Annotated in this window: 13 protein-coding genes; 8 read left to right on the forward strand and 5 right to left on the reverse strand. The window is 72.0% G+C overall.

The annotated features are described in order from the left end of the window. Positions 1-11: 11 nt before the first annotated feature. The 7 genes from ACXJMZ_RS22325 (at position 12) to ACXJMZ_RS22355 (ending at position 10,835) form a co-directional block, all read left to right on the forward strand. The gene (locus ACXJMZ_RS22325; protein WP_457031828.1) at positions 12-1,001 is read left to right on the forward strand and encodes an ABC transporter permease; all 990 of its coding nucleotides are present in this window, start codon (positions 12-14) and stop codon (positions 999-1,001) included. Continuing rightward, positions 998-1,987, forward strand: a complete 990-nt coding sequence (locus ACXJMZ_RS22330; RefSeq protein ID WP_457031829.1) for an ABC transporter permease — start codon at positions 998-1,000, stop codon at positions 1,985-1,987. Before ACXJMZ_RS22325 ends, ACXJMZ_RS22330 begins: the two co-directional genes overlap by 4 nt. Further along, entirely contained in the window at positions 1,984-2,970 is a 987-nt protein-coding gene (locus ACXJMZ_RS22335) for an ABC transporter ATP-binding protein (protein WP_457031830.1), read from the forward strand. Before ACXJMZ_RS22330 ends, ACXJMZ_RS22335 begins: the two co-directional genes overlap by 4 nt. Then, a complete protein-coding gene (locus tag ACXJMZ_RS22340; protein ID WP_457031831.1) occupies positions 2,967-3,947 on the forward strand; it encodes an ABC transporter ATP-binding protein in 981 nt (326 codons plus the stop codon). The genes ACXJMZ_RS22335 and ACXJMZ_RS22340 overlap by 4 nt, the downstream gene beginning before the upstream one ends. A gap of 129 nt (positions 3,948-4,076) precedes the next feature. Further along, complete coding sequence (locus ACXJMZ_RS22345) at positions 4,077-6,437, forward strand: collagenase (RefSeq protein WP_457031832.1); 2,361 nt, start codon at positions 4,077-4,079, stop codon at positions 6,435-6,437. 238 nt (positions 6,438-6,675) lie between these two features. Further along, positions 6,676-8,940, forward strand: coding sequence for a collagenase (locus ACXJMZ_RS22350; protein WP_457031833.1), 2,265 nt, complete (start codon positions 6,676-6,678; stop codon positions 8,938-8,940). Positions 8,941-9,029: 89 nt separating this feature from the next. Continuing rightward, positions 9,030-10,835 carry a glycoside hydrolase family 36 protein gene (locus tag ACXJMZ_RS22355; RefSeq protein WP_457031834.1) on the forward strand — a complete coding sequence of 602 codons (1,806 nt, stop codon included), beginning with the start codon at positions 9,030-9,032 and terminating at the stop codon, positions 10,833-10,835. Positions 10,836-11,047: 212 nt separating this feature from the next. On the opposite strand, the gene ACXJMZ_RS22360 is transcribed toward ACXJMZ_RS22355, so the two are convergent. The 3 genes from ACXJMZ_RS22360 to ACXJMZ_RS22370 all read right to left on the reverse strand — a co-directional run bounded on the left by ACXJMZ_RS22360 (position 11,048) and on the right by ACXJMZ_RS22370 (position 17,636). Continuing rightward, a complete protein-coding gene (locus ACXJMZ_RS22360) occupies positions 11,048-12,862 on the reverse strand; it encodes a helix-turn-helix domain-containing protein (protein ID WP_457031835.1) in 1,815 nt (604 codons plus the stop codon). Between the two features lie 109 nt (positions 12,863-12,971). Continuing rightward, positions 12,972-15,353 carry an immune inhibitor A domain-containing protein gene (locus ACXJMZ_RS22365; RefSeq protein WP_457031836.1) on the reverse strand — a complete coding sequence of 794 codons (2,382 nt, stop codon included), beginning with the start codon at positions 15,351-15,353 and terminating at the stop codon, positions 12,972-12,974. Between the two features lie 210 nt (positions 15,354-15,563). Next, a complete protein-coding gene (locus ACXJMZ_RS22370; protein WP_457031837.1) occupies positions 15,564-17,636 on the reverse strand; it encodes a prolyl oligopeptidase family serine peptidase in 2,073 nt (690 codons plus the stop codon). 95 nt (positions 17,637-17,731) lie between these two features. Here ACXJMZ_RS22370 and ACXJMZ_RS22375 point away from each other — a divergent pair, with 95 nt between their 5' ends. Further along, a complete protein-coding gene (locus ACXJMZ_RS22375) occupies positions 17,732-18,901 on the forward strand; it encodes an aminotransferase class V-fold PLP-dependent enzyme (RefSeq protein ID WP_457031838.1) in 1,170 nt (389 codons plus the stop codon). Positions 18,902-18,941: 40 nt separating this feature from the next. Here ACXJMZ_RS22375 and ACXJMZ_RS22380 read toward each other — a convergent pair whose 3' ends face one another. Next, a complete protein-coding gene (locus ACXJMZ_RS22380) occupies positions 18,942-19,268 on the reverse strand; it encodes an ArsR/SmtB family transcription factor (protein ID WP_457031839.1) in 327 nt (108 codons plus the stop codon). 56 nt (positions 19,269-19,324) lie between these two features. Next, a complete protein-coding gene (locus tag ACXJMZ_RS22385) occupies positions 19,325-19,699 on the reverse strand; it encodes a hypothetical protein (RefSeq protein WP_457031840.1) in 375 nt (124 codons plus the stop codon). Positions 19,700-19,844 lie beyond the last annotated feature (145 nt).

The raw sequence follows: 19,844 nt of genomic DNA on the forward strand, positions 1-19,844 counted from the left end.
GGGAGTTCCCCATGACCGCCCCGCTCTCTCCGGCCGAGGCCGGGGGAGCGGGGGCGGCGGCCAGTCCCGCTGCCCCCGTCTCCGCCGCCGACCGTCACCAACAGCCCGCCTCTCCTTGGCGGTTGGCCTGGCACCGGCTGCGCCGCCAGAAGGCCGCACTGACCGGCCTCGGCATCATCACCTTCTTCATCCTGGCCGCCCTGCTGGCCCCGGTGCTCACCGCGATCAGCGGCAAGGGCCCGGCGGACACCGACAAGAGGGCCATCAACTCCTATCTCGGCGGCCTGCCCAAGGGCAGCTTCGGCGGGATGAGCCCCGAGCACTGGCTCGGTGTCGAGCCGATGCTCGGCCGGGACATCTTCGCCCGGCTGCTCTACGGTGCCCAGATCAGCCTGCTGGTCGCCTTCTCCGCCGCGATCATGATCACCCTGATCGGGGTGACCCTGGGCATCCTGGCCGGCTACTTCGGCGGCCGGATCGACACCGCGATCTCCCGGTTCATGGACGTCATGATGTCCTTCCCCAGCCTGATCTTCATGATCGCGCTGCTTTCGGTGGCCCGGAACGTCAACCGCGTCATGCTGCTGATCATCGTGATGGGCGTCTTCAGCTGGCCGTACATCGCCCGGGTGATCCGGGCCCAGACGCTCTCGCTCAAGCACCGCGAGTACGTCGAGGCGGCCCGCGCCAGCGGCACCCGGAGCAGTCGCATCCTGCTCACCGAGATCCTGCCCAACCTGTCCGGCACGATCATCGTCTACATCACGCTGGCCATCCCGGGCCTGATCGGCACCGAGGCCGCGCTGACCTTCCTGGGCGTGGGCGTCCGTCCCCCGACGCCCTCCTGGGGCCAGATGATCGCCGACTCGGTGCTCTACTACAAGGTCGATCCGATGTTCTTCATCCTGCCGAGCGCCTGCCTGTTCCTGGTGGTGCTGGGGTTCACCCTGCTCGGTGACGCGCTGCGCGACGCCCTGGACCCGAAGGGCGGCAAGTCGTGATCGGATTCCTGATCCGCCGTCTGCTCGGCATCGCGGCCACCCTGGTGGTGATCTGCGCGCTGACCTTCGCGGTGTTCTACCTCTTCCCCGCCGACCCGGCGGCCCAGTTCTGCGGCAAGGACTGTTCGACCGAGCGGATCGAGATGGTCCGTCAGCAGATGGGCCTGGACGACTCGTTGCCGGTCCAGTTCGGCCGCTACCTGATCGGCATCTTCGCCGGCCAGACGCTCGGCACCGGCCAGTACGCGGTCCAGTGCAACTTCCCGTGCTTCGGCTACTCGTTCCAGAGTGCCCAGCCGGTCTGGGACCTGATGATGGACCGGTTCCCGGTCAGTGCCTCGCTCGCGCTCGGTGCGGCGGTCTGCTGGATGGCGCTCGGCCTCTCGGCCGGCGTGCTCTCGGCGCTCAAGCGGAACACCTGGGTGGACCGCACGGTGATGATCAGCACCATCGGGATCGCCGCGCTGCCGGTCTACTTCACCGCGATGATCCTGCTCTACCTGGTGGTCACGGTGCTCGGCCTGATGCCGCTGCCCCGGTACATCGCCTTCGGCGAGGATCCGGTCGGCTGGCTGCGCAACCTGGTGCTGCCGTGGATCACGCTGTCGTTGCTGTTCGCCGCGCTGTACGCCCGGATGACCCGCAACTCGGTGATCGAGACCATGGAGGAGCCGTTCGTCCGGACCGCCAGGGCCAAGGGCCTGCGCGAGCGCCGGGTGGTCACCAAGCACGGGCTGCGGCCCGCGCTGACCCCGATCGCCACCATGCTCGGGATGGACCTCGGCGGGCTGCTCGCCGGTGCGCTGATCACCGAGTCGCTGTTCAGCCTCCCGGGCGTCGGCAAGCTCTTCGCGGACTCGCTGAACAAGTCCGACCAACCGGTGATCATGGGCGTCACGCTGCTGGCCTCCTTCTTCATCGTGACCTCCAACCTGGTGGTGGACCTGGTCTACGCCTGGATCGACCCGAGGGCGAGGCTGTCGTGAGTACGCTGCTTGAAGTCACCGATCTCGAAGTCGAGTTCAACACCGCCGAAGGCATCGTCAAGGCCGTCAAGGGCGTCGGCTTCACCGTCGAGCGCGGGCGGACGCTGGGTATCGTCGGTGAGTCCGGCTCCGGAAAGTCCGTCACCTCGCTGGCCGTGATGGGCCTGCACCGGGGTGCCAAGGTGACCGGTTCGGTCAAGTTCGACGGCACCGAACTGCTCGGCGCTCCGGACGAGACCGTCCGCAAGCTGCGCGGGCGCCGGATGGCGATGGTCTTCCAGGACGCGCTGACCGCGCTGCACCCGTACTTCACCATCGGCGACCAGATCGCCGAGGCGTACCGGGAGCACCACGGCGGCACCCGCAAGGCCGCCCTGGCCCGCGCCGTCGAGGTGCTGGGCGACGTCGGCATCCCCGAGCCGGCCCGCCGGGCGGGGGAGCACCCGCACCAGTTCTCCGGCGGTATGCGCCAGCGGGCGATGATCGCGCTCGCGCTCTCCTGCGACCCGGATCTGATCATCGCGGACGAGCCCACCACCGCACTGGACGTCACCGTCCAGGCCCAGGTGCTGGAGCTGCTGATGAAGCTTCAGCAGGACCGCGGCCTCGGCATCGTGATGATCACTCACGACCTCGGGGTGATCGCCCGGGTGGCCGACGAGGTGCTGGTGATGTACGGCGGCTCCGCCGCCGAACAGGCCGACGCCGACGCGCTGTTCGCCACCCCCAGGCACCCGTACACCCGGGGGCTGCTGGACTCGCTGCCCCGGGTGGACGCCGTCGAGGGGGAGAGCCTGCGCTCGATCCCCGGCAGCCCGCCCTCGCTGCTCGCCCCGCCGGCCGGCTGCGCCTTCCATCCGCGCTGCCCGGTCTACGCCGCGAAGCCCAGTGAACTCTGCACCGGGGAGCGCCCGTTGCTCCGCCTGGTGGCGGAGGGGCACCGCAACGCGTGCGCGCTCGACCTCGACGGAGGGACTTCATGACCACCGAACCGCTGCTCACCGTCGAGAGCCTGGGCATGACCTTCCCGGGTCCGCGCTCCGGCCTCGGCCGCGCGGCCGGAATCAAGGCGGTCGACGACGTCAGCTTCGAGGTCCGCCCCGGCGAGACGCTCGGGCTGGTCGGCGAGTCCGGCTGCGGCAAGTCCACCACCGGGCGGATGCTGGTCCGGCTGCTCGACCCGACGGCCGGTCAGGTCTCCTTCCGGGGCCAGGACATCACCAGGACCACGCAGCGCGAACTGCGGCCGCTGCGCCGCAAGTTCCAGATGATCTTCCAGGACCCGTTCGCCTCGCTGAACCCGCGGCAGACCGTCCAGCAGATCATCGCCGCCCCGCTGCGCGCCCAGGACACCCCGGCCGCCGAGATCAGCCGTGAGGTCCGCGACCTGGTCCAGCTGGTCGGCCTGGCCCCGGAGCACCTGGACCGCTACCCGCACCAGTTCTCCGGCGGTCAGGCCCAGCGGATCGGCATCGCCCGGGCGCTGGCCACCCGTCCCGAACTGGTGGTGGCGGACGAACCGGTGTCCGCCCTGGACGTCTCCATCCAGGCCCAGATCGTCGGCCTGATGGAGCGGCTGCAGCGCGAGCTCGGCGTGGCGTACGTCTTCATCGCGCACGACCTGGCCGTGGTCAAGCACATCAGCCACCGGGTCGCGGTGATGTACCTGGGCCGGATCGTCGAGATCGGCGACCAGCGCGAGGTGTACGCCAACCCGGCGCACCCCTACACCAAGGCGCTGCTCTCGGCCGTTCCGCTGCCCGACCCGGCAGCCGAACGCGCCCGGGAGCGGATCGTGCTGCTCGGCGACCCGCCGAGCCCGGCCAACCCGCCCAGCGGTTGCACCTTCCACCCGCGGTGCCCGAAGGCGCAGCAGATCTGCCGCACCGAGCGGCCGCTGCTCCAGATCACCCCGGCAGGTGGCAGCCGCCAGGCCGCCTGCCACTTCCCCGAGGCCTGACGTACCCCCGTCGGTCTCCATCGCGTCGCCGCCGCGCACCCTCCCTTCGCGCGCGGCGGCGACGTGAGCTCCACGCACCGCCCCCACCGGTGCACCCCCCACATCTCCGCCCCCACTTGGAGAAGAGCCATGGCAACCACCCGTACCACGCGTCGAGTTCTGCTCGCTGCGGTCCTGACGGCCACGCTGGCGCTGCCCGCGATCCAGACCGGCCAGGCGATCGCCAAGACCCCGGTGGCCGGCTCGGCCGCCGCCACCACCCCGACGCCGACCCTGCCCACCGGCTACGACGAGGTGGACCGGCTCGGCGACGTCACCGCGAAGATCGGCACCGCCGCGCCCGCCCCCGGTGGCGGCTCGCTCGGCTCCGGACCGGTCCCCGGCATGCTGCCGGACCGGGTCGGCGCCCCGGCCCCGACCGCCGCCGAACTCGCCGTCGGCGGCAGCGCCGCGGCCACCGCGGCCGGCGTGCCGTGCACGGTGGACGGGATGACCTCGCTCAGCCCGAACGGGCTCGCGGACTTCCTGACCGACCCGGCCGTCACCTTCGACGGCTGCCTGAAGAACTTCCTGTGGACCTGGGACGCCCGGTACAACACCACCATGGACGACGCCCACGTCCAGGCCGTCGCCCAGCGGATCACCCAGCGCTCCGCCGCCGACGACGGCACCGGCGCGGCCCACCTCTACGAGCTGTGGACCTTCCTGCACGCCACCGTCTACTACGACTTCAACCACGACGGCATCGACGTCACCGACGCCGCCACGGTGGCCGCGATCCAGCAGGCCGTCACCGCGTACGGGAACAGCCCGCACGCCTTCGACGACACCGACCTGGCCGCCGTGACGATCCGTGAGATGACGACCGTCGCCGGGTCGGTGGGCCTGCGGCAGAACAACCTCGGCCTGGCCAAGAAGGTGCTGGCGAAGTTCGCCCCCGGCACCAGGGTCGCCGAGAGCTGGGCCTGGGGAACCGCCGCGCTGGCCGCGCTCAACCTCAACTGGCTGGGCATCTCCAACCAGGACCCGGCCTTCCTGCCGGTGGTCGCCGCCGACGCCTCCTACCGGGCCGCCTTCCGGGTCTTCGCCGGGTACGGCCACCTCAAGGGCACCGCGAGCGAGTGGCTGGCCAGGGACGCGGTCGGCGAGTACGGCCGGACCGGCCAGATCGCCGAGCTGCGGGCCGGCGTGACCGCCGAGATCGGCACCCTGCTGGCCACCACCAAGGCCACCTTCGGCGAGTGGTCCGGCCCCTGGATCAAGGTGGTCGGCTGGTCCAACTACTACGGGAACTGCGCCCAGTTCAACGTCTGCATCGACGTGATCGAGGCGAAGCTCTTCCCGTACACCTACAAGTACGACAACGGTGCCGTCTCCGTCCGCACCGCGCTGGACCGGGCCACCGTGGACCAGATGTACTACGCCAGCAAGCAGGTGAAGACGCACTTCTTCCGGGTGCTCGGCACCGACGTCCCGCTGGCCGGGGACCCGAACTCCACCCTCAACATCCACCTGTACGCGACGCGTTCGGACTACGAGGTCTACCACCCGCTGCTGACCGGGATGAACACCAGCAACGGTGGCATCTACATCGAGCGCGGCGCCACCTTCTACACCTACCAGCGCACCACGGCGGAGTCGTACCTGACGCTGGAGGAGCTGTTCCGGCACGAGTACACCCACTACCTCAACGGCCGCTGGGCGACCCCGGGTTACTTCGGTGACGCGCGCTGGTACGCCAACGACCTGACCACCGCGATGGACGAGGGCACCGCCGAGTTCTTCGACGGCTCAACCCGGGACCAGGGAGTCAAGGTCCGCAAGTCGCTGGTGGCCAAGCTGGCCTCCGACGAGGCGGCGGGTGTCCCGCGGCTGACCGTCAACCAGCTGCTGCACGCGAGCTACAACGACACCCCGGCCTTCCACTTCTACAACTACGCCGGCACCTTCTACGAGTTCCTCTGGGCCAAGCACCCGGCCAAGCTCCGCGAGATGTACGGCTACCTGCGCGCCGACGACCCGGCCGGCTTCGACGCCTGGCGCACCCGGACCGGCGCCGACCAGGGCCTGCAGGCCGAGTACGACGCCTTCCTGAACGCCCAGATCGCGATCGCCCCCAGCCTGTACGTGCCGAGCACCTCGTACACCCAGAACGGCTGGCTGAAGTTCGCCTACGCCTCCGAGGTGCAGACCGCGATCGCCGGTGCCACCGGGATCACCCCGTCCTGCAAGGACAACGGGGACTGGGACAACAAGCCGATGCGGTTCATCTGCACCGGTGCGATCACCGCGAACCTGGCCGACGCGAACAACCCCGACCAGGTCTTCAACGACATGTCCTACACGGTCGACTACTTCCTGCTGACCCGGACCAAGGGCGTCGCCAACAACCTGGACGACATGAACTGCTCCTTCGGCGCGGTCAACGTCTGGCCCGGCGGCAAGGCCGGCACCGCCAACTACACCTGCGAGGGCCCGCTCCGCAGGTGACCCATGCCCCTGGTCGGACGCGGCGGGGAACCGTAACGGCGGGCTGCGTCCGACCAGGCCTCACAACTCCCGTGCGGGGCAGCCGTTCGACCGCTTCCGCGGTTGCCCCGCACGGGTACCACCACCCCGGCCGCCCTCCCCGCGGCCGGTCCTCCCCGAGCCGACCGTCACCGGACACCCCGAGGACGGCCGGCTTCCGCTCGACACCGGCCAGTACCCCCACACCACAGGAGTCAAGGTGTCCCGACCCCGTGGCGCGCGCCGCGCGCTGCTCACCGTCGCACTCGCGGCGAGCCTCGCCTTACCCCTCACCACCCTCCCGGCGGCCGCCGCGACCGGCACGGCGGACCCCGTCCCCGCCGTCTCGGCCGCCCCGGTCGCGGGTCCGGACGACCACGTCGACCACGCGGCCACCGCCGACGGCGGCGGGCAGCCGGGACCGGAGCTGACGGTCCAACAGGCCGGCTCCGCCGTCGCCGCCGCACCCGGCTGCACCCCCGAGGCGTTCAGCGCCTTCACGCCGGCCCGGCTGGCCGACTTCCTGGCCGACCCGGCCGTCCAGTACGGCGACTGTCTGGCCCCGCTGCTGCGCAGCTGGAACCCCAGGTACGCCCCGGTGTTCGCCCCCGCGCACGTCCAGGCCGTCGCCGACCGGATCACCTCGATCGCCCCCGGCCTGGACGGCACCGACCGCAACCAGCAACAGCTCTGGTACTACCTGCACGTCGCCGTGCTCTACGACTTCGAGCACGTCGAGGTCACCCTGGACGCCCCGACCCTGGCCGCCGTCCAGCGGGCGATCACCGCCTACACCGCCAACCAGCGGGTGTTCGAGCCGAACACGAAGAACGGCGACGCCCTCGGCGAGGTGCTCTGCGCGGCCAGCCACCCCGGCCTGCGAACCGCCCAGACCGGCCTGGCCAAGCGGGTGCTCCGGCTGTTCGCGCAGCCCGGCCCGTACGTCGGGAACGCCGGCTGGAACTGGGCCGGGCAGAACGCCCAGCAGCTCAACTTCCAGGGCGTCGGCAACCGCCTGGAGGACCCGGCCGGCACCTTCCTGGCCGCCGTCTCGGCCGACTCCGACTACCGGGCGGCCTTCGCCGACTTCGCCGGCTACCGCCACCTGCGCGGCACCAGCAGCGAGTACCTGATCGCCAACAGCATGCTGGAGTACGGCCGGTTCGCCCAGATCCCGGCGCTCCGACCGCAGCTCACCGCCCCGATGACCGCCCTGTTCGAGCAGGTCACCCGCGACTACGGCCGCTTCACGCCGGCCTGGTCCGGCCTGGTCTGGGGCGTGTACAACCTCGACCTGTGCAGCCGGTACGCGGTCTGCCCGGACGACATCCGGCGGGTGCTGTTCCCGCAGACCTACAGTTACGACAACGGCGCCCTGGTGGTGCGGACCTCGCTCGACCGGGCAGCCGTCGACCAGCTGTACTACGCCACCAAGCAGGTCAAGGCGCAGTACTTCCGGCTGCTCGGCACCGACGCGCCGCTGGCCGAGGACGTCAACTCCACCCTCACCGTGCAGCTGTTCGGCACCAAGCCCGACTACCGGGCCTTCCAGGGCTACCTGCACGGGATCTCGGACGTCGAGAACGGTGGGATGTACATCGAGAACGGCGCCACCTTCTACACCTACCAGCGCACGACGAGCGAGTCCTACCTCAGCCTGGAGGAGCTGTTCCGGCACGAGTACACCCACTACCTGAACGGCCGTTGGGCGATCCACGGCGGCTACGACGGCCCGCGCTGGTCCGCCGACGAGGTCTTCCCGATCGAGGAGGGCACCGCCGAGTTCTTCGCCGGCTCCACCCGCGCCGACGGGGTCAGGGCCAGGACCAACATGGTCAACCCGGTCAAGGCCGACGACGACAACCGGGTGCCCCGGATGACGGTCGACCAGATCGTGCATGCCACCCGGGCGACCGGCTTCCGTACCTACCCGTACGCCGCCACCTTCTTCGGCTACCTGGCGGAGCGTCACCCGGAGCGGTTCACCGAGCTGTACCGCCTGCTGCGGGCCGACGACCTGGCCGGGGTGCGGGCCTGGAAGGACCGGATCGGCACCGACCAGGGCGTGCAGGCCGAGTACGACGCCTACCTGACCCGGCAGATCACCGAACTGCGCAGCCTCTTCGTCCCGGCGACCTCCTACACCCCGAACGGCTCGCTGGCGTACGCCTGGGCCGCCGAGGCGCAGGCCGGCTTCACCGCCGCCACCCAGAACCCGCCGGTCTGCAAGGACAACGGGGACTGGAACAACAAGATGCGGTTCAGCTGCCAGGGCCGGATCACCGCGAACCTGACCGCCCCCGCCGACCAGGGCCAGGTCTTCAAGGACATGGCCGAGACGGTGGACACCTACCTGCTCGACCGGTCCGCCCCGGTCGCCAACAACCTGGCCGACACCAACTGCTGGTTCGGCCCGGTCGAGATCTGGCCCGGAGGCCGGGCCGGCACCTCCGCCTACACCTGCGAGGGACCGCTCCGCAGGTGACTCGTATCAAGTAACCCGTTCCCCGCCGGGGCCCAGGCCCCGGCGGGGCCCCCCCCCCGGGGCTCTTTCACGTGAAAGGCCACCTCCTCGTGACCACCCAGACACCACCCCCGCTCAGCTGGGACGGCAGCGCCCACCCCTCCGGCCGGACCGAGACCGCCTGTGCGGTGGAGACCGGCCTCGACCTGTCGGGCCTGCGGGTCAGAGCCACCGCCGTCGGCGCCGGGGAGCTCGCGGTGCGGGTCACCCCGCAGGACGTCCCCGGGGTGCTGCTGATCGAAGTCACCGCCACCCGGCCGACCGACGACGCGCCGGTCCGGGCCCGGGTGGAGTGGCGGCTGCCGTGCACCGGCGCCACCGGCTACTGGACGCCGGGCACCGGCACCCGCTGGCTGCCGCCGTCCTGGGCGCTGCCCCGGATCGCCGCGCTGCCCAAGGGTGCGCCGGTCGGCAGCCTGGTCGGCACGGCGGACGCCGCGCTCTGCACCTTCGCGGTCGGCGAGACGGTGCTGCCGGTCTCGATCGGCGAGGGTGCGGTCGAGGAGACCGGCGAGTTCAGCTGGTGGGTCGAGCACGAGGGCGGCACGCTGCGGCTGCTGCTCGACCTGAGCGGGCGTCACTTCGCCGACACCGTCCGGGGCGCGGCCGCCTGGTGGGGCACCTCGCTGCCGCTCTCGGTGGTGCCGGACTCGGCCTTCGAGCCGGTCTTCTGCACCTGGTACGCCCTGCACCTGGCGATGACCTCGGCCGAGGTGGAGAAGCTGGCCGCGCTGGCCGCCCCGCTCGGCTTCGGCGCGCTGATCGTCGACGACGGCTGGCAGACCGACGAGAACGGCCGCTCCTACGCCACCACCGGCGACTGGCAGCCCGCCCCGGTCGGCTTCCCCGACTTCGCCGAGCACGTCGCCCGGGTCCGCGCGCTGGGCCTCAACTACCTGCTCTGGCACGCCCTCCCGTTCGCCGGCGACCGCAGCGCGGCGATCGACACGCTCGCCGAGCACGCGCTGGCCCACCTGCCGACCCTGGAGACGTACGTCCTCGACCCGCGCAGCCCGGTGGTCCGGGCGCACCAGGTGGAGCGGCTCGCGGCGGCGGTGGAGCGGTACGGGGTCGACGGCCTGAAGATCGACTTCATCGACACCTTCCTGCGCGAGCCCACCACCGCCTCCCCGGACCCGGACTGCACCGAGGTGGCCGAGGGCGTCCGCCGCCTGCTGGCCGAACTCGACGCCCGGCTGCGGGCGGTGCGGCCCGAGGTGCTGGTCGAGCACCGGCAGCAGTACATGGGCCCGGGCCTGTGGCCGTACGCGACGATGGTCCGGGCCACCGACTGCCCGCACAATGCCACCGAGAACCGCACCCGCACCGCCGACCTGCGGCTCACCGCAGGCCCGCTGGCCGTGCACGCCGACCCGCTCACCTGGCACCCCGAGGAGGCGCCCGAGCAGATCGCGGTGCTGCTGCTCTCGGTGCTGTTCGCCACCCCGCAGGTCTCCGTCGACCTGGCCGTCCAGGGTCCTGGCCAGCTGGCCGCGGTGCGGTTCTGGCTGTCCGTCATGGCCGAGCACCGGGACCTGCTCCAGCGCTCCGAGTTCCGTCCGCACCGGCCCGAACTCGCCTACCCGCTGATCGAGTCCCGCCGCGACGGCGCCCGGGCGTTCGGCCGCTACGCTCCGGTGCCGGTCGCGGTGCCGGGGGAGTGGGAGCTGCTGCTGCTCGGCAACGCCGACCCCGACACCCTGGTCCGGCTGCTCTTCGACCGGGCCCCGGGGACGCTCACGGCCCTGGTCCAGGACGCGACGGGCGGTACGGTCGCCGAGGTGACCCTGACCGTCGAGGGCCTCGAACTCGCCCTGCACGTCCCGCTCGGCGGGCTGCTGACGCTCCGCCGCTGACCGGCGGCTGCCCCGTCGCTCACCGGGCGGGACTGTCGTGGGGGACGCCCGCCCGGTGAGCACCCTGTCCACCGGGCGGGGCCGACGGAGTGATCCGTAGCAGCGGACCCCGCCCGGTGAGCTCGGCCCCGACTCTAAGCAGTGCCCACCGGTGTGCGGTACCGCACGACTGCACGGTCCGGGGCCGACCCGGGCTCAGCGGTGCACGGGGCTCAACGGTGCACGGGCTGCTCCAGTGGCAGCTCGCCGAGGGCCGCGAAGGCGAGCGCGACCTCGTACACGCCGCCGCCGCCCGACAGCAGTTGACGCTGCAACAGTCGCTCGGCGGCCCGCAGGTGGTCGCGGACGGTCTGCGGGTGCAGCTCCAGCGCGGCGGCGGTGCGGTCGACGCCGCAGTTCGCCCGGAGCCAGCCGAGCAGGGTCCGCCGGAGCTCCCGGCCGTCCGCCGCCAGCCGGTCGAGCAGGGTCCGCGACCACTCGACCGCGGGTGGTGCGGCCAGGACCTCGGTGAGCCGTACGGGGGCGCCGGCGGTGTCGCCGACCTGACCGGCCATCCGCAGTGCCAGGTGCAGCACGGCCTGCCCGCGCACCTCGTCCAGATCGAGGCCGAGCAGCCCGCCCGCGCGGTCCAGCCTGGCCCGGACGGTGTTGCGGCTGATGCCGATGATCTTCGCCGCGCTGGTGGCGGGGAACTCCAGACCGAGGTGCAGCGTGCCGAGCAGCTGGTCCCGGCCGCTCAGCGGCAGGGTGTGCAGCGGCCGGAGCAGGGCGTCCGCCCAGCCCGCCGCCGCCCGTGGGTCGAGCACCTCGCCGAGCCGGCTCTCGGCCGCGTACAGGGCGGCCCGGTCCGGCCGGAGCCGGGCCACGGCCAGCGCCCGGGTGGCGTCGCCGTAGCACCCGGCGGTCTGCGCGAGCGGCAGCCGGCCGCTGCCGCCGAGGTACCGGTCGGGGCGGTCGGCCAGGAAGTCACGCAGCGTCAGGCCGACCTCGTCCCAGCCGTCCTCGGTCACCTGGCCGCGCATCGGCGCGACCACGATCAGGTGCTGGTCGTACGCCGGGCAGCGCACCACCAGGGCCCGGCCCGCGGTGGCCTCGGTGCACCGCAGGGCCAGCGCGTCCCGCTCGGCCGCCGGGCCCTCCAGCACGTAGACCCGCTGGTGCTCGGCGTCCAGCAACCCGGCCGTCAGGCCCTCGGCGGTGCGCTGGGCCAGTGTCACCTCACCACCCATCAGCAGCTGGAAGACCGCGACCCGCAGCGCCGCCGCCACCTTCCGCAGCCGCTCCCGGTCGGCCGCGGCGGCCTGCAGCTGCACCAGCGGCGCGATCAGGTCCGCCGCAGCGGTGACCAGCGCGGCGGCCCGCCCGTCGAAGGGTGCGGTCCTGGCCACGGTCAGTACGGGGTACGGGGGTTCGGCCCCGATCGCGGTGAGCCGCAGGTGCAGCGGGCCGTCGTCCAGTGCGGCCGAGCGCAGCCGCCCCGCCGTGAGCTGCCCGGCCAACTTCACGGCGTCCGGCGGCAGTTGGGCACCCGTGGCCGGTGCGCTCAGGTCAGGCCCGCCGGTCAGCCGCACCGTCCCGCCGACGGCGCCCGCCAGCCAGCCGACCAGCCGCTCCAGCCGCCGGTCCGCCGGCCCGCGTAGGTGGCTCAACAGCCGGGCCTGCTCGTCCTGTTGGGCCTGCACGGTACGTACTCGGGCGTCCGCGACCAGCTGGGCCAGGGTGAGCCAGCACACCGGCCGTCCCTCGGCGCTCAGCACCGGCACCCCGTGCCGTTCGGCGGCCGCCAGCAGCTCGGGCCCGGGCGAAGCCGACGACACGGCGGCGGCGGCCCGTCCGGCGGCCAGCGCCGCGAACAGCCGCTCCGGATCACCGCACGGCTCGGGCAGCCGGACCAGCCGGCCCGTCAGCTCGCCGTCCGGATCGCCGACCCCGGTGACCTCCAGCCCGCTCCCGGCCTCGGCCCCGGCCTCGGTCGCGCCGGTCAGCCGGAGACCGGCCTGCCCGGCCAGTGCCTGGACGCTCAGCATGGCCCTCCCATCCAACCCTGCGTCGATCGTACGGGGAACGCCTCCCGGACACGCCGGAGCCCCGGCCCGCAGGGGTTGCGCGGGCCGGGGCTCGGTTGGTGACGGTGGATCAGGAGGCGGGGCCGACCTTGATGGTGGTCAGCTTGCCGCCCTGGGTCTCCCGAACGACCTCGATCTTGGTGTTGGTGTTCGGGACGGCCACGCCCAGCTGCGGGATGGCCGGGTCCGCGTAGACCCCGGTGCGGTCGTTGAAGACCGGGATGCCGGGCTTCGACGGGAACTTGGTCGCCACGCCCGCGCTGTGCAGGGTGAACGCCGAGGTGGGGTTGAGCGAGAAGGTCGCGTCGTGGCTCTGCGCACGGCCGTTGACCAGCACACCACCCTTGAACTTCATCGCCTGCGGGCGGGAGTCGATCGGCAGGATCATGCCGCCGCCCAGGTGCTCCTTGGTGTTGTTGTCCAGGTAGCTGGTGTCCCAGAGCCAGATCAGCACACCCTCCTGGTACGGGTAGTTGTCGATCACGCCGGCCTTGCCCTCGACGCCGCCGTAACCGAAGTTGTACGGGCCGGTCTTCAGGTAGGCGCCGTAGCCGACGTAGCGGCGGTTCTCCACCAGGTACGCCCGCGGGTGCTCCTTGACGGAGTCCTTGCCCTTGAGCGGGGCGAAGCCGTTCAGCACCCAGCCCTGGTTGCCGTTCTCCGCGCCGTCCTCGAGCAGGGTGGCGCCGTCGGCGGTGATCTTGACCGCGTCGAGCAGTACGCCCTTGCCGTGCGTGTTGCTGTCCGAGGTGACGTGGAAGCGCAGCTGCACGGTCTGGCCGAGGTAGGCGTCCAGCGGGATGTTCAGCTGCCGCCAGGCGTTCGAAGTGCCGCTCAGGCCGGGGGTGTTGGCGGTGGTGTTGCCGATCGGCGCACCGTCCACCGTGCCGCCCAGGGCCTTCCAGTTCTTGCCGTTGTCGGTGCTGGCCTCGACCGATAGGAAGTCGTAGTCCTGCTCGATGTCGTACCAGGTGGCCGCCGAGATCGCCGCCGAGGAGGTGCGACCGGTCAGGTCCACCGTCCGGGTCAGCGAGTTGTCCAGGTAGTCACCGGTGCCGCTGTACCACTGCGAGCCACCCTCGAAGGGGTCGGCCAGCGTGGTGGTCTTGGTGGTCGGCGGCAGGTGCACCAGTACGGCCTGGGCCTGGTCGGTGTTGTAGCCGCTGACGCCGAGCGCGTGGCTGGACCGGGTCGCGGCCTGCGCCTCGTCGTAGTTGAGCCAGCCGAACTGCAGCTTGCTCCAGGCGTCCAGGTCACCCGGGTACTCACCCGTGGTGTTCTTGCCCCGGCCCAGGTACGAGGCCGAGGACATCAGCGACCAGAAGCTGACGCTGTTGTCGCCGCCACTGGTCGGGTAGAGGTCCGGCAGGCCGAGGTTGTGGCCGTACTCGTGGGAGAACAGGCCGACGCCGCTGTTCTCGCCGCCCTGCACGTAGTCGTAGGCGAAGACGCCGGTGTCGCCGACCGGCGCACCGCCGATCTTGTTGCCGGCCGGGCCGACCTGGCCTGTCGGGTCCGGCAGGGCCCAACTGCGGTGCGCCCACATGGCGTCGCCGCCTTGGGCGCCGCCGCCCCAGGTCTCGTCCACGCCCGCATGCACGACGACCAGGTTGTCGATGTAGCCGTCCGGCTCCTCGAAGTTCCCGTCCTTGTCGAAGTCGTAGCGGTCGTGCACGTCGTACTGCTTGATCTCGGCCTTGACGTCGGCGGCGGTCCGGCCCTTGGCCAGCTCGCCGTCGTACCAGGCCTTGGTGGCGTCCCGGATGAACTCCTGCGCCTGGGTCCAGGCACCGTTGCCCTGCGGACCCTTGTTGCTGCCGTAGCGCGCCTCGTTGTACGGCAGGGTCACCCAGTCGGTGACGGTGCCGTCGAGGTCGTACCGGCCGGAGGACTGGGTGCGGTAGAAGTTCCGCATCGAGTTGGCGCCGGCCTGGTCGTCGAAGAACATCTGCTGGTAGTAGGCGCGACTGAAGTCGCCCTTCCAGAAGGTGTGGGTGTCGCTGCTGTCGGGCTGCGGTATCGCGTTGTGCTGCGGCCCGGGGGTGCCCGCGTAGCGCGGAGCGCCGTTGTAGAGCGTCGAGTTGTCGACCTGGTCGCCGAACTGGGCAAGGATCACGAAGACCTTGTCCTTGCGCTCCTGGGCGAGCTGGACGTACTCGTTGCCGATCTTGACCTTCTTGGGCGCGGTGCCCGCCGAAGTCTTGGCCAGCGAACCCTGGTTGAGCTGCTCCAGCGCCTTGGTGCGGAGGGCCTGCCGGGTCAGCTCCTGCGGCGCCAGCGGCCCCTCGGGGGCCTCCTTGCCCTCCGGGCCCACCAGAGCCTCAGCCGGGGCGTCCAGGGACTGCGGCGCGGCGGCGGGCTCGGGGGCGGCGTAGGCGTTGCCACTCAGCAGAGTGGCGGCTATCGCACTGGTGGTCAGCGCAGCCGTGACGGCTGCGGACAGTCTGCGCAATTGACCGGTCCTTTCCGGACGAGGATGGTCGGGTGAGCGAGGGTAATATTTCACATGTCATCCATCACATGGAAGCCCTGGGTACAAGCGGATCTCATGCGTCCACCGACCGTCCTTCCCGCCGCCGCCCGCGTCGGGGCAGCCGAAGACCACGACCCGACGTCGGGGGCGGACATCGGGCCGTGGGGTGTGGGGACCGGCCCCGGAGAGTCAGCCCAGCGAGCTGCGCAGGAAGGCCAGTTCGGCCTCGGCGACGAGTTCGTTGACGCCGTTCGGGGTCATGTGGCTGACCGCGGGCAGCGGGAGCACGGAGTGCGGCCGGCGGGCCTTGGTGAGGGCCTGCGAGAGCAGCAGGGTGTGCGAGGGGTGCACGTTGTCGTCGGCCAGCCCGTGGATGAGCAGCAGCGGCCTGGTCAGTGCCGGGGCGTCGGGGATCAGGCAGTCGGCGGTGTAGCCCTCCGGGTTGTCCTGCGGGAGGCCGAGGTAGCGCTCGGTGTAGGCGGTGTCGTAGAGCCGGAAGTCGGTGGGCGGGGCGCCCGCGCAGCCGGCGTGGAAGACGTCCGGGCGGCGGAGCACCGCGAGGGCGGCGAAGTAGCCGCCGTAGGACCAGCCCCGGACGCCGACCCGGGTCAGGTCGAGATCGCGGTGGGTGTCGGCCAGCGCCTGCAGGGCGGCGATCTGGTCGTCCAGGGCGACGGCGGAGAACCGGCGGAAGATCGCCCGGCTGAAGGACGGCGAGACGAACGGGGTGCCCCGGTTGTCGGTGGTGACCACGGCGAAGCCCTGGTCGGCCCACCACTGGCGGGCCTGCCAGCGGCGCGGCTCGTTGGCCACGGCCTGGTAGCCGGGGCCGCCGTACACGTCGAGCAGCACCGGGAGTTGACGGCCCGTGACATGGCCGCGCGGGTAGACCACGGCGGTGGGCAGGCCCAGTTCGGTGACCCGGGCGAGCTGCGGGGTGACCTGGTGGGGGAGCGGGGCGGCCAGGTCAGGCAGGGTGAAGGCGGTGCCCTGGAAGTGGACCTTCCGCTCGATGCCGGCCGGGGTGGCGGAGGTGAGCAGCAGGGTCTCCCCGGCCGCCACGGCGGAGTGCACGCCGGTGCCCTCGCTGAGCCGGAGGAGCGCGCCGCTGTCCGGGTTCAACAGGAAGACGTGCTGGTCGGCCGGGTCGTCCTGGCCGGCCTCGACCAGCAGCTGTCCGCGCAGCCGGCCGACCACCCGGCGGACCTGGGTCCGCTCGTCGGTGAGGATCTTCCCGTCCAGGGCGACACCCCGGGCGTCGCCGTCGGTCGTGTCGGCGGCGGTGAGCAGCCGGCCGTCGTCCAGCCTGGCCGGGGTGCCGGGCAGGTCGTCCACCCAGAACTCGTCCACGGTGCGGGAGAGTTCACGGGTCCGGCCGGTGGCCGGGTCGGCGCTGAGCAGCAGTACGGTCTGCTGGAGCCGGTCGGCCACGGTGAGCAGCAGCTCGCCGTCGCCCTCCCAGCCGGCCGCGCAGACGTACGGGAACGCGTCGGTGTCCCACGCCAGCCGGACCCGGCCGCCGTCGAGGCCGAGCACCCAGAGCTGGAGGTCCACGTTCGGGCCGCCCGCCTGCGGGTAGGCGAAGCTCTCGGCGGCCAGCTCGGGGCGGGCCGGGTCGGCGAACCAGCGCAGCGGCAGGGCGGATTCGTCGATCCGGGCGGCCAGCAGCGCGCGGCCGTCCGGGGACCACCAGTGGCCCCGGGTGCGGCCGAGCTCCTCGGCGGCGGCGAACTCGGCGACACCCCAGACCGCACCGTCGGCCGGGCTGAGCGGCTCGGCCCGGTCGGTCAGGTGCAGCGCGCCGCCGGTGACGTACGCGACCAGGCTGCCGTCGGTGTTCGGCCGGGGGTCGAAGGCCGGTCCGGCGACCGGGAGTTCGGTGCTGGATCCGGTGGCCACGGTGGTCCGGAACAGCCGGCCGTCCAGCGCGAAGACGGCGACCGCGAGGTCGGCGGTGGCGGCGAAGGAGCCGATGCCGGGGGCCCAGAGCCGGAGCCGCTCGCGCAGGCGGCGCTCCAGGGTGGGCAGGTCGGCGGGGTCGCCGGTGCGGTGCGGGGCCAGCACGGCCGGGTCGGCGACCAGGTGCTCCTGCCGGGTGGCCAGGTCGAGCAGCCAGAGCCGCTCGACCGGGTCCTCGGAGCCGGTGGAACGCAGGAAGAGCAGCCGGGAACCGTCGGCGGCGAGCGTCACGGCGCGGGGTGCGCCGTAGCTGAAGCGGCCGGTCCGGGAGCTCAGGGCGAGGAAAGGATCGGTATGGGTCACGGCCCGATGGTTGCCGTGAGCAGGGGATTTCGGCTAGAAGTATGCAGTGTGAAATGTCACACATCATTATGTGTTTCGGGCAGCGGGAGATCAGCATGAGCATCGAACCACCACGCCAACTACCGGGTGCAGGAACCCTGTTCACGCTGGACCCGGCCGTGGCCCACCTCAACCACGGCAGTTACGGCGCGGTGCCGCTGCCGGTCCAGCGGGTGCAGGCCCGGCTGCGGGCCGAGCAGGAGCAGGACCCGGACGGCTGGTTCCTGGAGCTGCCGGACCGGATCGCCCGGGCCAGGGCCAGGGTCGCCACCGCGCTCGGCGCCCGTCCCGACCGGATCGCCCTGGTCACCAACGTCACCGAGGGGATAGCGGTGGTGCTGGACTCGCTGCCGCTGGAGGCGGGCGAGGAGATCCTGGTCACCGACCACGGCTACGGCGTGGTGACCAGGGCGGCCGAGCGCCGGGCGGCGGAGAGCGGCGCCCGGGTGCGGACCGTCCGGCTCTCGGTGCACACCCCCGACCAGGAGGCGGTCCGGGAACGGATCCTGGCGGCGGTGGACGAGCGGACCAAGGTCGCCGTACTCGACCTGGTCAGCTCGCCGACCGCCCGGCAGATCGCCGACCCGGTGCTGCTGGCCGCGCTGGCCGAGCGCGGCGTGACCACCGTGGTGGACGCCGCGCACGCCCCCGGCATGCTGCCCGTGGACCTGGGCGACCAGGCCGGCGGTGCCGACTTCTGGATCGGCAACCTGCACAAGTGGGCCTTCACACCGAGGGCTACGGCGGTGCTCGCGGTGCACAGCGCCTGGCGTTCCCGGATCCGGCCGCTGATGTTCTCCTGGGAGCACGACCGGGGCTTCCCCGGCCGGGTCGAGTGGCGCGGCACCTGTGACTACACGCCCTGGCTGGCCGCCCCGGCCGGCTTCGGACTGCTGGACCAGCTCGGGGTCGAGCGGGTCAGGGCGCACAACGAGGCCCTGGCCACGTACGGGCAGCAGCAGTTGGTGGAGCGGGCCGGGCTGCGGGCGTTGCCCGCGATGCCGGGGCTGGCGATGCGGGCGGTCCGGCTGCCGCCGGGGTGCGCGGAGAGCGAGCACACCGCGAAGGCGCTGATGGTGGGCATCCGGCGGCGGCTGGCCACCCGGGTGGCGATCCGGCCGTGGTCCGGCGGCGGGGTGTTGCGGATCAGCGCGCAGATCTACAACCGGCCGGAGGAGTACCGCGCGCTGGCCGCCGGGATCGGGGAGCTGCTGGACGGGCGCTGACGGGTGGTCATCCCCTGACGGGCCGTCGGACGAGCGGCCGTCAGTCGGCCGCGCGGAGCTCGGCGAGCAGCTCGCCCCGGTCGGCGATCAGCTCGGTGAGGATCCGCCGGGCGGCCCGCATCAGGTCGGCGACGTCGCCGCCGGCCAGCGCGTAGACCACGGTCGAGCCCTCGCGGGAGGCGGTGACCAGACCGGCCCGCCGGAGCTGGGCGAGCTGCTGGGACAGGCTGGACGGCTCGATGTCCAGCGCGACCACCAGGTCGCGGACCGGTGTGGGCCCGATCTGGAGCAGCTCCAGCACCCGGATCCGCACCGGGTGCCCGAGCATCCGGAACAGCTCCGCCTTGGCCTGGTACAGCTGGGGCACCGCAGCCCTCCCCTCTTCCGGATGCCCGTGATCCTCCGCCGGCGGACGCCCGCCGGTCAGAGCTCAAGGGTGGCCTCCAGCCGGCGGAGCTGGTGCCGGGCCATCGCCATGTTGGCCCGGGCCCGGTTGAGCGCGAGGTAGAGGAACAGCCCGCGCCCGTTCGGCATGGTGAGCGGCCGGATCAGGTGGTACTGGGTGGTGAGGGTGATCAGCATGTCCTCGATCTCGTTGTCGTGCAGGTTGAGCATCTGCATGGTGCGCATCTTGGCCCGCACCAGGTCGGTGTTGCCCGCCGCCGCCACGTTGAGGTCGAGTTCGGCGTTGTCGCCGAGGGTGCCGAGCGCCATCCCGCTGTCGTAGTCGACCAGGGCGACGCCGATCGCGCCGTCGATGGTCATGGCTTCCTTGAGTGCGCTCTCCAGATTGGCCATCGGGGTCCTCCAGTCGGCGAGGCCCGCATCGGAGGGCGGGCTCGGTGGTGACGACTGTAGGAAGTGCGACGGTGTCCGCAGGCGATCTGCCCGGAGTTGATCGAAGCAGAGCGGGAAGTGATCGTCCGTCAGCGATATGAAGACT

Source organism: Kitasatospora sp. P5_F3, from assembly GCF_054049135.1.